This is a genomic window from Bradyrhizobium sp. UFLA05-153 (assembly GCF_054185185.1).
In genome coordinates this window covers 1-14,600 of sequence record NZ_JBBIAM010000097.1, presented here as the reverse complement: position 1 = coordinate 14,600, position 14,600 = coordinate 1, and the positions used below count along the sequence as shown (strand labels likewise).

Genomic DNA, 14,600 nt, shown 5'->3' with positions numbered 1-14,600 from the left:
GGGGCGGTCCGCAGGACCGAACCCCAATGCACAATTGCGCATTGTGGGATCTCGAGATTCCGGGTTCGATGCTTCGCATCGCCCTGGAATGACGGCTTAAACTCACGCCACCAGCGACAGTTTCGGAATGTTTGCGACCACGGACTGATTGCGGCCGCCGGCCTTGGCGGCGTAGAGCGCCTTGTCGGCGGCGGTCACCAGGATGGACCAGTCCATGCCGGCCGCGGGGACGAGGCTGGCGATGCCGCAGGAGACCGTCGTGCTCGCCTGGTCGTCGGACCAGCCCTGCACCTTGCAGCGAATCGTCTCGGCGATCTTGAACGCGGCGGCTTCCGAGGTGTCCGGCAGCAGCACCGCAAATTCCTCACCGCCATAGCGTGCGGGGCAATCGCCGGCGCGGCGCACGGAATCGGAGATGCAGATGGCGATGCCGACCAGCACCTGGTCGCCGGCCTGGTGGCCGAACGTGTCGTTGTAAGCCTTGAAGTGATCGGCATCGATCATCAAGAGCGCGACTGGCGCCTTCTGCCGCATCGCGCGCCGCCATTCGACGTCGATCACGGAATCGAACTTGCGGCGGTTGCGCAGGCCCGTGAGCGCGTCGGTGGTCGCCATCTCCTCGAGCTTGTTCTCCGCCTTGGCGCGCCGGCCGATCTCGCGCGCCAGCACCGCCGTCGAGCCCAGCACGAACAATGCGAGCACCAGCACCACGCCCCCGATGCGCAAGGCCTCCTTCTGCCAGAGCTCGAACACGGCGTTGAGCGGCTTGCCGGCGACGACGAACAGGGGGGGCGTGGTACTGCTGCTGCGGACATAGAGGCGCGGCGTCGTATCCACCGGACCCTGTCCCGCGAACGAACCGCCTTCTTTCAGATTGTCCGCCTTCCAGTTCTGCCGGTCTGCCAGATTTTTGCCGATCACGTCGAGATCGAACGGCCGCCGCATCATGATGGTGCGGTCGCGCTTGAGCACGGTGATGGTGTCCTGCGGATCGAGGCTCAGCCGCTCGAACAGCTCGTGGAAATAGCTGAAGCGGATCGAGCCGGCGACGACCCCCATGAAGCCGCCGTCCTGATCGTTGACCCGCCGGCTCAGCACGATGGCGTAGGCGCCGCGAAACAGCATCGGGCGGCTGATGAACAGCCCTGCATTGGGGTTGTCGCGATGAACCCTGAAATACTCCTCGTCGGCGCGGTTCTCCGGGACCGGGTCGAGCGTGGATGCGTCGATGGTCAGCTTGCCGTCGGCGTCGAACACCTGAATGGCGCCAAAATGCTTGGCGGTCGTGGCGTGGTCGAACAGGATGAGCTGCCGGATCGATTTGCTGACCGTCCCGATCTCGGGCAGCAGCATGTTGCTGGCCACAGCCTTCAGGGACAGGTCGTAGATCTCGATGTTGCGGCTGATGTCGGCCTCGATGGTCGTGGCCAGGTTTTCCAGGGTCTGGCGGGCGAGCGCCTCCTCGCCGCGTCGCATGTCGAGCATCACGTTGACGCAAATGGCGGAAAAGCCGATCACCGTCACGACCGACGAGATGATCAGCAGCTTCGCCGAGATCCGCCACGGCCGCCGGGCCGTGCCTTCGCGCCATCCAGCCAGCATCACTTGCTCCCGACACTAGTGGATGCACCTGAAATCTTGAGTAGTCTTTAAGCTGGGACGCCGGCGTCGCAATCAGTTAAGAAACGGTTTCCGGGGCTAACGCTTTTCGGCAAGGGCGGCCCCCGATGAACGATCGAGGACGACGGTGAACGACTACGACGCGTTGTGCGATTACCTGAAGCGGCAGAAGCAGATGGAGCTCGTGCTGAGCTTTGACCAGATCGAGGAGATCATCGGCGCAGCCCTGCCGCGTGCGGCGCAGCGCGCGTCCTGGTGGGACAGCCTGCGCAGCCCCGACATCCAGATGCCGCAGCGCGAAGCCTGCCTCGCCGCGGGCTTCACCGCGACGCGGATGCCGGACGGCAAGAGCGTGCGGTTCAGGAAGATGCCGAGCGAGAAGCGGCGCTACTAGCTCGCCGCTTCCAGCCGCACTTCCGTGAGCAGGCGCATCGCGGCGTCGGCGTCCATCGGCTCGCCGAAGGCGAAGCCTTGGGCGTATTCGCAGCCGAGCTGGTAGAGCTCGACCGCATCCGAGTCGGTCTCCGCGCCTTCCGCCACCACGTCCATGCCGAGATCGTGCGCCAGCGCGATGATCGATTTCAGGATCACCGGGCGGGTGCCGCGGCTCGTGGTGCGGACGAACGACTGGTCGATCTTGATGGTGTCGAACGGGAAGCGCTGAAGATAGGCGAGCGAGGAATGGCCGGTGCCGAAATCGTCGAGCGACAGCCCGGTGCCGAGCTCGCGGATCCGCGTCAGCATCTGGGCTGCGTGCTCCGGATTCTCCATCACCAGCGATTCCGTCAATTCGAGCTTCAGCGTGCCGCGTGCGACCGAGGAGCGCGACAGCACGGTGCGGATGTCGTGGATGAGGTCGTGGCGCAGCAGTTGCCGCGAGGAGACGTTGACGGATGCGAAGATCGGTTCGCGTGAGCGCATCGCGCGCTGCCAGACCGAGAGCTGCTTTGCGGTCTGGTCGAGCACGAACAGGCCGAGGTCGACGATCAGGCCGGTCTCTTCCGCAATCGTGATGAATTCCGACGGCGACATCCGTCCGAGTTTTGGATGATCCCAGCGCGACAGCGCCTCGAAGCCGGCGATCGAGCGATCTTCCAGCCGCACGATCGGCTGGTAGAGGATCGTCAACTCTTGCCGCTCGATGGCGCGGCGCAGCTCGCTCTCCAGCGTCAGGCGGTCCGTTTTTCGCGCGCGCATCGCGGGCTTATACACATCGATGCGGTCGCCGCCGATGCGCTTGGAATGATACATCGCAAGCTCGGCGTCCTTGATGATCTCGTCCGTCAATTGGCTCTGCGGATCGGAGAGCGCGAGGCCGATCGAGGCGGTGAGGAAGATCTCGCGGTCGTTGAAGGCGATCGGCGCGCGGATGGTCTTGCGGATGGTCTCGGCAAAGGCGGTGATGCGGGCCGGATCCTGTTCCGACAAGAGGATCAGGCCGAACTGGTCGCCGGCGAGCCGCGCCAGCGTATCCTGCGGCTTCAGGATGCGGGTGAGGCGGCGGGCGAGCGTGAGCAGGATGGAATCGCCGACCGCGATGCCGACGGAATCGTTGACCTGCTTGAAGCGGTCGAGATCGATCACCATCAGCGTCGGCCGCAGCGTCGGCATGGTCTTGGCGAAATTGGCGACGGCGCCGAGGCGGTCCATGAACAGCTTGCGGTTGGGCAGGCCGGTCAGATTGTCGTGCACGGAATCGTGCAGCAGGCGCTCTTCGGCATTGCGCAGCTCGGTGACGTCGGTGAGCGTGCCGACGACGCGCGAGACCTCGCCGTCGGAGCCGACCACGGGCCGTGCCTTCAGCGCGAACCACATGAAATGGCCATCCGGAGTGCGCAGGCGGAAATCCTGCACCAGGCGGCCGCGGCGCTGGTCGAGCACGCTGTCGAGCGCGGCGCGGAAGCGATCCTGATCGAGCGGATGCAGCACCTCGAGCCAGGTCGCAGCCGGCCCTTCCAGCGTCCCGCGTTTCAGGCCGAGCAGTGCCTCGGTCTCGGGGCTGGTGAACACCTTGTCGGCGGAAACGTCCCAGTCCCAGATCAGATCGCCGGAGCCGGCGAGCGCGAGCGCCCGCCGCTCGATGTCGGACACGACGCCGGTGGTCGCGCCGCCGCCGGCGAAGGCGTGCTGCATGACCGTGAAGCCGATCAGCATCACGATCAGCACGAGGCCGCCGAGCAGCGCGGGGCCGACGATGTCGTTGGTCACGGAGCCCGCGACCGTCATGCCGGCAGCGACCACCCAGATCACGAGCAGGAACCAGGTCGGGATCAGCAGCACCGCGCGGTCGAAGCCGTGGGTCGAGAGATAGACGATCAGCGCGAAGCCAGCGAAGGCGATGAGCACCAGTGACATGCGCGCAATGCCGGAGGCGACCGCCGGATCGAACAGGGCGAGCGCGACCAGCGAGCCCAGGAAGGCGAGCCAGCCCACGGTGATGTGCGAATAGCGCACGTGCCAGCGGCTGAGGTTGAGATAGGCGAACAGGAACACCAGCAGCGTCGCGGCCAGAATTGCTTCGCCCGCCGCGCGCCAGATGCGCTCGGCGTTGTTCGACATGTCGAGCACCTTGCCCCAGAAGCCGAAATCGACGCCGATATAGACCAGCACCGCCCAGGCGAGCGCGGCGGCCGCCGGGAACATGATGCTGCCCTTCACCACGAACAGGATGGTGAGCACGAGCGCAAGCAGGCCCGAGATGCCGATCACGATGCCCTGGTAGAGCGTGAACGAGTTGACCTTGTCCTTGTAGGCCTCCGGCTCCCACAGATAGAGCTGCGGCAGCTTGTCGGTGCGCAGCTCCGCGACGAAGGTGACGACGGAGCCGGGGTCGAGCGTGATGCGGAAGACATCCGCGGTCGCGCTCTCCTGGCGCTCGGGCCGGTCGCCGATCGAGGGCGTGATGGTCGCGATGCGCGACAGCCCGAGGTCGGGCCACAAGAGGCCGGACGAGACGATGCGGTAATGCGGCGCGACGATCAAACGGTCGAGCTGGTCGTCGGTGTTGTTGGCGAGCGCGAATACCACCCAGTTCTGGCCGCCCTCGCGGGCACGCACCTCGATGCGGCGGACGATGCCGTCGGTGCCGGGCGCGGTGGACACCTGGATGCGGTCAGCGTCGCTGCGCTGGTGTTCGAGAACGGCGGTGAGGTCGATCGCGGGCGCGTCGCTGCGGACGCTGACGGCATCGAGCGCGCGTGCAGGCGACGCGGCGACAAGAATCATGAGGCCCAGCGCAATGGGCGCGAGGCACCTGATCAGACGCAAGGTCAGTTCTCCGCGTTCGACGCAAACTCTTCAGTGCTAAGCGAATTTCCGAACGGAACGAGATGGTTCGGCGCTTCACGATAGATGCCACGAAAGCGAGGAAAATCAAAGGGTTTCCGCCTCGCTTGCGGGGCGTGCGGGCTAGACCTCCAACACAATTTTGCCAATATGTGCACTTGTCTCCATCCGCCGGTGCGCGTCCGCCGCCTTTTCCAGCGGGAAAGTGCTGTCCATCAGCGGTTTGATGCGCCCTTCGCGCAAGAGCGGCATCACCTTGGCCTCGATCGCGGCCACCATCGCCGCCTTGTCCGCATTACTACGGGGGCGCAGCGTCGAGCCGGTATGGGTGAGGCGCTTCACCATGACCTTGGCGATGTTGACGTTGACCTTGGGGCCATTGAGGGTTGCGATCTGCACGATGCGGCCGTCGACCGCGGCGGCATCATAGTTGCGGTCGACATAGTCGCCGGCGACCATGTCGAGGATCAGATTGGCGCCGGCATTGCCGGTCTCCGCCTTGACCACGGCGACAAAGTCTTCGGTCTTATAGTTGATCGCGCGGTCGGCGCCGAGCTTGAGGCAGGCATCGATCTTGTCCTGCGAGCCGACGGTGACGATCACCTTTGCGCCGAACGCTTTCGCAAGCTGGATCGCCATGGTGCCGATGCCGGAAGAGCCGCCATGGATCAGCAGCGTCTCGCCGGCCTTCAGGCCGCCGCGCTCGAACACGTTGTGCCAGACCGTCATCAGGGTTTCCGGCAGCGCGCCGGCTTCCTTGATCGACAGCGCCGGCGGCACGCTCATCGCCTGGGCGTCCTGGGCGATGCAGTATTGCGCGTAACCCCCGCCGGCGACGAGCGACATCACCTTGTCGCCAATTTTGTGCCGCTTGGCGTTGCTGCCGACCGCGACCACTTCGCCTGCAACCTCCAGCCCCGGCAGATCGCTGGCGCCGGGCGGCGGCGGGTAGGAACCGGAACGTTGCGCGACGTCGGGCCGGTTCACGCCGGCGGCCATCACCTTGATCAGGATCTCGTCGGGGCCCGGCTGCGGCAGCGCACGCTGCTCCGGCACCAGCACTTCCGGACCGCCGGGCTTGGAGATGGCGACCACGGTCATTTGCGCAGGCAGCTTTTCCATGATTTGTCCTCGATTATCCCTTGGGCCTTATGGGTGCAGGATGAACGAGGCAATGGATTAGCCAGCGGGCCACGCGCTGGCAACCGCTTCGGCTTCGGTTGTGATGGAGGAGCAAGCGATGGCGATGGACGACGACGACCGGCCGCGCAAGAAGATCAGCCACGAGATCGGACAGGACCTCTCACTGTTGTCGGTCGAGGAATTGACCGAGCGCATCGCGCTGCTGAAATCCGAGATCGCAAGGCTCGAGGAAGCCGCAACCAAGAAACGCGCCTCGCGCGACGCCGCGAACAGCATTTTCAAGTCGTAGCAACGCGCGCGTCTTGGACGCGTCGGACTGAATTCCCCCGCGTCATTCCGGGTCGGCGCGTCAGCGCCGAGCCCGGAATCCATAACCACAGGCCGTTGAAGCGGGCCGGCTGACAGACCCGGGTTATTCCATCTGCTTGGGGTTATGGATTCTCAGACGCGCAATTGCGCATCATAGCTCGCGACTTCGTCGCGCCCCGGAGTGACGGGTGGAAAAACGTTCCATGAGACCGCTCGGCCAATGGCCGACATGGCTAACGAACCCTCAAAAAATTCGCTCGTTTACGGTCGATTAAGCTTTCGCGATTATGACTGGAACCGTCCTCGTTTGGACACCGAGTGGCTCCTGTCCACTCTGTTTGACGCCTCCCTGTTATCAACTTTCAAAGCCGCCGGTCTCCGGCGGCTCTTTTTTTGCGCCTCACGTGTCCCGCCCTGGTGCAATGAGGCGCGGAAACCATAAACGCGGTTGCCGCTGGACTTCGCGAGGCGCCCGCGCAATGATTTGTTCATCATAAGCCGGCGCCAAAGCCGGATGGTAAACAGTTGCGTAAGGGGCGTTAACCATGGAACGTTTGCAAGCCGACGGCGCTCTCGTTCAACTCAGCGAACGGTTCACCAATTCGGCGGCGTTCAGCGCGTTGTTCCGCGAAGGCATGGACCTGGTGGAGGAGACCGCGGCCTATCTCGACGGCGCCGGCCGTACCGAGGCCAAGGCGCTCGACCGCGCCGTCAGCCTGACCTACGCAACCGAAAGCATGCGCCTCACCACCCGCCTAATGCAGCTTGCCTCCTGGCTGCTGCTGCACCGCGCGGTGAAGGAAGGCGAGATGACACTGGTCCAGGCCAACCGCGAAAAGACCAAGGTCAAGCTGACCGCGGCAGATCCCGGCCCCACCGACACGATCGAGAAGCTGCCGCAGCAATTGCAGGACCTGATCACCCGCTCGATGAGCCTGCAAACGCGCGTGCGCCGCCTCGACACCAGCATCCACACCCCGCCGACGGACCGCATGCCGATCGGCAATCCCCTGGTGCCCCAGCTCAACGCGCTCAAGGCCGCGTTCGAGGGGTAAGCTCAACTCTAACCGTCACCCTGAGGTGCCCGCGAAGCGGGCCTCGAAGAGCGACGGCCCGACTGCTGCGGCCCAAAAAACAAAAACGCCCCTGGTCTCCCGGGGGCGTTTTTCGTCGCGGCCTGATCGGCCGGATCAATCCTTCTTGAGGAAGCCCGAGAACTTCTTCTGGAACCGGGAGACGCGGCCGCCGCGGTCCATGATCTGGGCGGAGCCACCGGTCCAGGCCGGGTGCGACTTCGGGTCGATGTCGAGCTGGAGCTTGTCGCCTTCCTTGCCCCAGGTGGAGCGGGTCTGGTACTCGGTACCGTCGGTCATCACGACGGTAATCGTATGATAATTCGGGTGAATCTCGGCTTTCATGGCAATTCCTCGGCGCCCCGGCGCCTCATTGAGTGGCTAGCGAATGACGGATTTGGGCGGCTCTATACCCCACGAAACCTCGCAAAACAAGCCATTGCGGGGGGCGAACCGGGCTTGCCCCTAAGGGACATCCCGGATTTGCCACTACCCTTGCACCAGCCTATTGGGAGCGGACTAATCCAATGGGTCGGATCTCATGAGCGCACTGGAACGGCTTGATGACCGGTACGTCGATCAGGGCGAGATGAACGCCGCGGACACCCCTTCGATCGAGGCCGAGCTGATCGAGCAGCCGGCCAAAAGCCGCGCAAAGCTGCGGCCGCTGATGGCGCTTGCGCCCTATGTGGGCCGCTATCGCGGACGCGCCGCGCTTGCCTTCGTCGCGCTGACGATTGCCGCGCTGACCACGCTTCTGGTGCCCGTCGCGGTGCGGCGGATGATCGATTTCGGCTTCACGCCGGAAGGCATCGCGCTGATCAACAGCTACTTTGCGGTGATGATCGCGGTCGTCGCTGTGCTCGCCCTCGCCAGCGCTGCGCGCTACTACCTCGTGATGACGATCGGCGAGCGCATCGTCGCCGATCTTCGCCGCGACGTGTTCGGCCACCTGCTTTCGCTCTCGCCGACCTTCTTCGACTCTGCGCGCAGCGGCGAGCTGGTCTCGCGGCTCACCGCCGACACCACCCAGATCAAGTCCGCGGTCGGCGCCTCCGTATCGATCGCGCTGCGCAACATGATGATGTTTCTGGGCGCGGTCGCGATGATGGTGATCACGAGCCCACGGCTCTCCGGTTTCGTGCTGCTCGCCATTCCCCTGATCGTGCTGCCGCTTGTCGCCTTCGGGCGCTGGGTGCGGCGGCTGTCGCGCAACGCGCAGGATACGCTTGCGGACGCCTCCGCCTACGCCTCCGAGCTGGTCGGCGCCATCCGCACCGTGCAGGCCTATACCAGCGAGCAGCTCGCCGGAAAGCGCTTCGGCGGCGAGGTCGAGCAGGCCTATGAGGCAGCGCGCACCTCGACCCAGGCGCGCGCGGTGCTCACCGCCATCATCATCTTCATCGTATTCACCAGCGTGGTCGCGATCCTCTGGATCGGCTCGCATGACGTCCTGATCGGCTCGATCACGCCCGGCCGTCTCGGCCAGTTCGTGCTCTACACGGCATTTGCCGCCGCCGGCCTTGGCCAGCTCAGCGAGGTCTGGGGCGAGGTCGCCGCCGCCTCCGGTGCCGCCGAGCGCCTGTTCGAGATCCTGCATGTGCAGCCAGAGATCACCGCGCCGGCAATGCCGCGTGCGCTGCCGTCGCCCGCGCGCGGCGAGGTCGGCTTCGACAGGGTGAGCTTCGCCTATCCGGCGCGGCCCGACGTCAAGGTGCTCGACAGCGTCTCGCTCAACGTGCGCCCCGGCGAGAAGGTCGCGATCGTCGGTCCGTCCGGTGCCGGCAAGAGCACGCTGTTTCATCTGTTGCTGCGGTTCTACGATCCGCGGTCGGGCGCGATTGCGCTCGACGGCGTGCCGGTCAGATCAGTCGATCCGCGCGAGCTGCGCGCGCGCATCGCGCTGGTGCCGCAGGAATCGGTAGTGTTCGCAGCAACCGCCCGCGAAAACATCCGCTTCGGCCGGCCCGATGCGACCGACGCCGAGGTCGAGCGCGCCGCCGAACTTGCGCATGCCGCCGAGTTCATTCGCCGCCTTCCGGAGGGGTTTGAGACCCCGCTCGGCGAGCGCGGCGTGACGCTCTCCGGCGGCCAGCGCCAACGCATCGCGATCGCGCGTGCGATCCTGCGCGATGCACCGCTGCTCTTGCTCGACGAGGCGACGTCCTCGCTGGACGCAGAAAGCGAGACGCTGGTTCAGACCGCGCTGGAAGAGCTGATGAGCCATCGCACCACGATCGTGATCGCCCATCGCCTCGCAACGGTGCTGTCATGCGATCGCATTCTGGTGATGGACCAGGGCCGGATCGTCGAACAGGGCACGCATGCCGAGCTGGTCGCAGCCAACGGGCTTTATGCGCGGCTGGCAAGGCTGCAGTTCGAGGGGGCGTGAGGCGTCTTCAAACCAGAACCTCGAAAACAACCCCATGCAAAGTAGCCGAGCGTTCGCCGGCGGCGGGGGCCGAAGTCCCTCAAGCTCCGTCATTTGTGAGCAAGTAGCCGAAAAACTCGGTGTCGTCCTGGCGCAGGCCAGGACCCATAACCCCAGGTTTGGCGAAAGCCGGTCGTTCGGGATTGGCACCGTGCACAACGATAGATTCCGCGGTATGGGTCCTGGCCTGCGCCAGGACGACATTGGGGATGCTTCGTTCCCTGGCAATGACGGCTGAGTGTGGGGCTGGCTGCAGCGCCTTACGGCTTCCATTCCATCCGCAGCACCGGACGACCCGAGGTCGGGTTCACATCATCCCCCGCATGGGCAAAGCCGTTGCGCTCGTAGAAGCGGATGGCGCGGGAGTTGTCCTTGTTGACGAGCAGCGTGACGCCGGTCGGCGAGCGGCGCTTGGCCTCGTCCACCAGCAAGCGCGCGGCATCCGAGCCCCATTGCCCGGGATCGACCACGAGCTGGTCGAGATAGCCTTCGCCGTCGATGGTGACGAAGCCGATCAGCGCGCCATCATCCTGCTCGGCGACGACGATCGCCGCCTTCGGCGCGAGGTCCTTGCGCCAGCGCTCGCGCCACCACTCCAGCCGCGCCGCGAAGTCGATCTGCGGATAGGCCTGCTGCCAGGTGCGATGCCACAGCGCGATCGCCGCCGCCTCGTCCTCGGCGCGATAGGGGCGGAGGTGGAAGCTCACTACCGCTCCGTCAGCTTCAGCTCGATGCGGCGGTTGCGCTTGAAGGCTTCTTCGGTGTTGCCGGTATCGAGTGGCTGGAATTCGGCAAAGCCGGCCGCGACCAGCCGCTCGGCGGGGACGCCGAGCGAGATCAGGTACTGCACCACCGAAATCGCGCGGGCCGATGACAATTCCCAGTTGGATTTGAAGTTGGCGCCGGTGACCGGCCGCACGTCGGTGTGGCCGTCGACGCGGAGCACCCAGGGAATGTCGCTCGGGATCTTGCCGTTGAGCTCATTGAGCGCGCTTGCGACCGTGTCGAGCTCGGTGCGGCCCTCGGGCAGCAGCGTTGCCTGGCCGGTATCGAAGAACACTTCGGACTGGAACACGAAGCGGTCGCCGACGATCCGGATGTCGGGACGGTTGCCGAGGATGGCGCGCAGGCGGCCGAAGAATTCCGAGCGGTAGCGCGACAATTCCTGCACGCGCTGGGCCAAAGCCACGTTGAGGCGAGAACCCAGATCGGCGATCCGCGTCTGCGATTCCTTGTCGCGCTTCTCGGAGGCGTCGAGGGCTTCCTCGAGCGCCGCCAATTGCCGCCGCAGCGCACTGATCTGCTGGTTCAGAACCTCGATCTGTGCCAGCGCCCGTGCGGACACCTGCTTCTCGGAGTCCAGCGCCTTGCTGAGCTCGGTCGTCTTGCCCTGGGCATCGTTGCCGGCGTTCGCAAGGCCTTCATAGAGGCCCTTCAGGCGGTCGCGCTCGGTCTCGGCCGAGGCAAGGCCAGCCTTGAGCTGCGAGACCTGGTCGTCGAGGCTGAGCTTGCCGAGCTTTTCCAGCGACAATAGCTCGTTGAGCTGCGCGATCTTGGCGTTGAGCTGCTCCAGCGCCTTGTCCTTGCCGGTGACCTCCTGCGACAGGAAGAACTGCACGACCAGGAAGACCGAGAGCAGGAACACGATCGACAGCACCAGCGTCGACAGCGCGTCGACGAAACCGGGCCAGTAGTTGAAGGGGCCTTCGCTGCGGCGGGCGCGGGCAAGTGCCATCTCGTTTGTCTCCACTTCCGTGTCCCGGACGCAGTGCAGCGTGCAACGCTGCTCCGCAGAGCCGGGACACACATCTCAAGTAACGCTGGGCCCCCGCTCAGCAGCGCACCACTGCGTGCTGCGCTGCGTCCGGGGCAGGGTAGCCCAACGAGTACTCAACTCTTCTCCGGCTGGCGCGCGAGGCGCTCGAGCAGGCGACGGATCTCGCGATTCTGCTCGCCCTGGCCGTCAGCCCATTCGCGGATCATCTGCTGTTCAGTTCGCATATGCGAGACCAGTGCCTGGATGGCCTCGGCAAGGCTCGCCATCGCGGCCGTCGTGCCGCGGCTGGCGTTGCCTTCCTCGAGTACCGAGCGCAGCCGTTCGACGGCAGCCTGAAGCTCGCCCGAGGCCACACCGCCGCCACTGGCGACGGCCGCCACTTCGCCGCTGCCATATTCGCGCACGGTGGTGGCAAGCCAGTCTTCGAGGTCGGTGTAGAAACGGTTCTGGGCCTGGCTCGATTGCAGGTCGAGGAAGCCGAGGATGAGCGAGCCGGCAAGGCCGAACAGCGAGCTGGAGAACGAGATACCCATGCCGCCGAGCGGCGCGGCGAGGCCTTCCTTCAGGGTGTCGAACAGAGCACCGGCGTCGCCGCCAACCTTCAGCCCGTCGATCACCTTGCCGACCGAGCCGACGGTCTCGATCAGACCCCAGAAGGTGCCGAGCAGGCCGAGGAACACCAGCAATCCGGTCATATAGCGGGAGATGTCGCGAGCCTCGTCCAGGCGGGTCGCGATCGAATCAAGCAGGTGCCGCATGGTCTGCTGGGTGATGCTCATGCGCCCGGACCGCTCGCCCCCGAGGATCGCCGCCATCGGGGCCAGCAGTCTCGGATGGCGCGACTGCGCAAGGCCGGGATCGGCGATGCGGAAATTGTTGACCCAGGAGACCTCGGGATAGAGCCGGATGACCTGGCGGAAGGCCAGGATAATGCCGATGAAGAGCACGCCGCCGATCAGGGCGTTCAGCCCGGGATTGGCGAAGAAGGCGGTGATGATCTGCTTGTAGAGCACGACCCCGACCAGCGAGCAGAGCACCAGAAACACCAGCATCCGCACCAGGAACACGCTGGGGGAGGACAGTTTGATGTAGTCGATGTCCATGGGGGAGCGGGGCGAAGTGCCAAGCTTCATGGCCGATGTCATCCGTTGCGAAACCTCAAATTGCGGCCCGCACTATGGCACAGCGCGAGCGCAAAAAAAGCTGGGCGGGGTCGATTTCGGGGCTGGGTGGGGGAACTCAAACCTGAAACCGGGCTTTGAAGGTTACGTATTTTGCAAAACTTCGGCGTTTCACAGGCTCAAGTCGGATTTTTTGCATGACGACCTATCTCGGGGCGCTTGCCGTCATCGCGTTGTCGCTTGCGATCTTGATGGCGCTCGCCTGGGTGGTGCGCGAGCTGACCGGCAATTCCGGCTGGGTCGACACCATCTGGAGCTTTTCCATCGGGCTGGTCGGCGCCTCCAGTGCGCTCTGGCCGGCTTTCGGCCATGCGCCCAACGCACGGCAATGGCTGGTCGCGAGCCTGGTGGCACTGTGGTCCGGCCGGCTCGGGATGCATATTGCGATCCGCACCGCTCGCATCTCCGACGATCCGCGCTATGCCGCGTTTGCGAAGGACTGGGGCCCTAACGCGCGGCGGCGGATGTTCATCTTCCTCCAGAACCAGGCGCTGGGCTCGGTGCCGCTGGTGTTCGCGATCTTCGTCGCCGCGCATGTCCCAGAGCCCGCCCTGCGCGTCCAGGATTTCCTGGGCGCGGCGATCCTGCTCGCCGGCATCCTCGGCGAAGGGCTGGCGGACGCGCAGTTGCGGCGGTTCAGGCAGGACCCGGCCAACGCCGTCCAAGTCTGCGATGTCGGCCTGTGGCGCTGGTCACGGCATCCCAACTACTTCTTCGAATGGCTGTGCTGGCTCGCCTATCCCGTGATCGGCCTTGCGTCCGGCTACGCATGGGGCTGGGCCAGCCTGCTTGCGCCGATCTTGATGTACTGGATCCTGGTCCACGTCACGGGCATCCCGCCACTGGAGGAACAGATGCTGCGCTCGCGCGGCGAGCGCTACCGTGCCTACCAGGCGCGAACCAGCGCCTTCTTTCCCTTGCCGCCCAAAGCGATTGTCCGGGGAGCGACCGCGTGAGCTTCGTCTCCGCCATCATCGGCACCGCCGAGCGCGTGCCTCTGCCCGACGTCGTCGTCCGCGCCGCGATCCAGCGGCTATGCTCGCGCACCGCGACGCGCCTTGCCGACCGCACCGCGGCGGATGACACGGTGTTCGCCGGTCAAATGATGCTGCGGCCGATCGCCGGGTATGCCGATGCCGCCAACACCCAGCACTACGAGGTGCCGTCTGCCTTCTTCGCGGCGGTGCTCGGCCCCAACCGCAAATATTCGTCCTGCTTCTACAAGACTGCTGCGACCACGTTGCAGGAGGCGGAAGAGGAAGCCCTGCGCCAGACCGTCGCCCATGCCGACCTTGCCGACGGGCAGACCATCCTCGAGCTCGGCTGCGGCTGGGGCTCGCTGTCGCTGTGGATGGCGCGGCAGTTCCCCCATGCCGAGGTGACGGCAGTGTCGAACTCGCATTCGCAGCGCGACCATATCGAGGAGGAGGCGCGGCTGCGCGGTCTCAAAAATCTTCGCGTCGTCACGTCTGATATGAACGTGTTCGCGCCCGACCGCCGGTTCGACCGCGTCGTCTCGGTGGAAATGTTCGAGCACATGATGAACTGGCGCAAGCTCTTGACGAACGTCCGCTCCTGGCTCGATGTCGACGGACGCTTCTTCATGCACATCTTCACCCATCGCTCCGGCTCGTATCTCTTCGACCGCACCGACCGCGACGATTGGATCGCGCAGCATTTCTTCACAGGCGGCGTGATGCCGAGCCATCACCTCGTCAGGCAATATCCCGACCTGTTCGAGGTCGAGAAGGAATGGTGCTGGAGCGGCACGCATTATCAGC

General features: G+C 65.1%; 13 protein-coding genes. 6 read left to right on the top strand and 7 right to left on the bottom strand.

Features of this window, described 5'->3' with window-relative positions; translation table 11 throughout:
- Window positions 1-102: 102 nt before the first annotated feature.
- Window positions 103-1,602 carry a diguanylate cyclase gene (locus Q2941_RS37730; protein WP_458195674.1) on the bottom strand — a complete coding sequence of 500 codons (1,500 nt, stop codon included), beginning with the start codon at window positions 1,600-1,602 and terminating at the stop codon, window positions 103-105.
- Between the two features lie 145 nt (window positions 1,603-1,747).
- On the opposite strand from Q2941_RS37730, the gene Q2941_RS37725 reads away from it, so the two are divergent.
- On the top strand, window positions 1,748-2,014 hold the full coding sequence (locus Q2941_RS37725) for a DUF7662 domain-containing protein (protein WP_458195673.1): 267 nt from the start codon (window positions 1,748-1,750) through the stop codon (window positions 2,012-2,014).
- Here the strand turns inward: Q2941_RS37725 and Q2941_RS37720 are convergent.
- Window positions 2,011-4,887: an EAL domain-containing protein gene (locus Q2941_RS37720; protein WP_458195672.1), complete on the bottom strand. Its 2,877-nt coding sequence runs from the start codon at window positions 4,885-4,887 to the stop codon at window positions 2,011-2,013. The two genes, Q2941_RS37725 and Q2941_RS37720, sit on opposite strands and share 4 nt — an antisense overlap.
- A 141-nt stretch (window positions 4,888-5,028) precedes the next feature.
- A complete protein-coding gene (locus Q2941_RS37715; RefSeq protein WP_254109107.1) occupies window positions 5,029-6,027 on the bottom strand; it encodes an NAD(P)H-quinone oxidoreductase in 999 nt (332 codons plus the stop codon).
- Between the two features lie 118 nt (window positions 6,028-6,145).
- Here Q2941_RS37715 and Q2941_RS37710 point away from each other — a divergent pair, with 118 nt between their 5' ends.
- Window positions 6,146-6,337, top strand: coding sequence for a DUF1192 domain-containing protein (locus Q2941_RS37710; protein ID WP_027521814.1), 192 nt, complete (start codon window positions 6,146-6,148; stop codon window positions 6,335-6,337).
- A gap of 565 nt (window positions 6,338-6,902) precedes the next feature.
- Window positions 6,903-7,412, top strand: coding sequence for a protease adaptor protein RcdA (gene rcdA, locus Q2941_RS37705; protein WP_027521815.1), 510 nt, complete (start codon window positions 6,903-6,905; stop codon window positions 7,410-7,412).
- A gap of 135 nt (window positions 7,413-7,547) precedes the next feature.
- On the opposite strand, the gene rpmE is transcribed toward rcdA, so the two are convergent.
- Window positions 7,548-7,775 carry a 50S ribosomal protein L31 gene (gene rpmE / locus Q2941_RS37700; RefSeq protein ID WP_027521816.1) on the bottom strand — a complete coding sequence of 76 codons (228 nt, stop codon included), beginning with the start codon at window positions 7,773-7,775 and terminating at the stop codon, window positions 7,548-7,550.
- Window positions 7,776-7,971: 196 nt separating this feature from the next.
- Here rpmE and Q2941_RS37695 point away from each other — a divergent pair, with 196 nt between their 5' ends.
- Window positions 7,972-9,822: an ABC transporter ATP-binding protein/permease gene (locus Q2941_RS37695; protein WP_254109104.1), complete on the top strand. Its 1,851-nt coding sequence runs from the start codon at window positions 7,972-7,974 to the stop codon at window positions 9,820-9,822.
- Window positions 9,823-10,121: 299 nt separating this feature from the next.
- Here the strand turns inward: Q2941_RS37695 and Q2941_RS37690 are convergent, their stop codons facing one another.
- The 3 genes from Q2941_RS37690 to Q2941_RS37680 all read right to left on the bottom strand — a co-directional run bounded on the left by Q2941_RS37690 (window position 10,122) and on the right by Q2941_RS37680 (window position 12,771).
- Complete coding sequence (locus Q2941_RS37690; RefSeq protein ID WP_458195671.1) at window positions 10,122-10,568, bottom strand: GNAT family N-acetyltransferase; 447 nt, start codon at window positions 10,566-10,568, stop codon at window positions 10,122-10,124.
- On the bottom strand, window positions 10,568-11,596 hold the full coding sequence (locus tag Q2941_RS37685) for a peptidoglycan -binding protein (RefSeq protein WP_254109103.1): 1,029 nt from the start codon (window positions 11,594-11,596) through the stop codon (window positions 10,568-10,570). The genes Q2941_RS37690 and Q2941_RS37685 overlap by 1 nt, the downstream gene beginning before the upstream one ends.
- Window positions 11,597-11,751: 155 nt before the next feature.
- A complete protein-coding gene (locus Q2941_RS37680) occupies window positions 11,752-12,771 on the bottom strand; it encodes a flagellar motor protein MotA (protein ID WP_458195670.1) in 1,020 nt (339 codons plus the stop codon).
- 185 nt (window positions 12,772-12,956) lie between these two features.
- On the opposite strand from Q2941_RS37680, the gene Q2941_RS37675 reads away from it, so the two are divergent.
- Together Q2941_RS37675 and Q2941_RS37670 are read left to right on the top strand one after the other, a co-directional pair.
- The gene (locus tag Q2941_RS37675; RefSeq protein ID WP_458195669.1) at window positions 12,957-13,775 is read left to right on the top strand and encodes a DUF1295 domain-containing protein; all 819 of its coding nucleotides are present in this window, start codon (window positions 12,957-12,959) and stop codon (window positions 13,773-13,775) included.
- Window positions 13,772-14,600 (top strand): SAM-dependent methyltransferase (locus Q2941_RS37670; RefSeq protein WP_458195668.1); only part of this gene is annotated, 829 nt, incomplete at its 3' end. The genes Q2941_RS37675 and Q2941_RS37670, both read left to right, overlap by 4 nt.

Excerpts from the sequence above, each read along its gene's own strand:
- Q2941_RS37730 (WP_458195674.1), bottom strand. The coding sequence starts at position 1,602 with ATGCTGGCTGGATGGCGCGAAGGCACGGCCCGGCGGCCGTGGCGGATC.
- Q2941_RS37715 (WP_254109107.1), bottom strand. The coding sequence starts at position 6,027 with ATGGAAAAGCTGCCTGCGCAAATGACCGTGGTCGCCATCTCCAAGCCC.
- Q2941_RS37710 (WP_027521814.1), top strand. The coding sequence starts at position 6,146 with ATGGCGATGGACGACGACGACCGGCCGCGCAAGAAGATCAGCCACGAG.
- rcdA (WP_027521815.1), top strand. The coding sequence starts at position 6,903 with ATGGAACGTTTGCAAGCCGACGGCGCTCTCGTTCAACTCAGCGAACGG.
- rpmE (WP_027521816.1), bottom strand. The coding sequence starts at position 7,775 with ATGAAAGCCGAGATTCACCCGAATTATCATACGATTACCGTCGTGATG.
- Q2941_RS37695 (WP_254109104.1), top strand. The coding sequence starts at position 7,972 with ATGAGCGCACTGGAACGGCTTGATGACCGGTACGTCGATCAGGGCGAG.
- Q2941_RS37685 (WP_254109103.1), bottom strand. The coding sequence starts at position 11,596 with ATGGCACTTGCCCGCGCCCGCCGCAGCGAAGGCCCCTTCAACTACTGG.
- Q2941_RS37680 (WP_458195670.1), bottom strand. The coding sequence starts at position 12,771 with ATGAAGCTTGGCACTTCGCCCCGCTCCCCCATGGACATCGACTACATC.
- Q2941_RS37675 (WP_458195669.1), top strand. The coding sequence starts at position 12,957 with ATGACGACCTATCTCGGGGCGCTTGCCGTCATCGCGTTGTCGCTTGCG.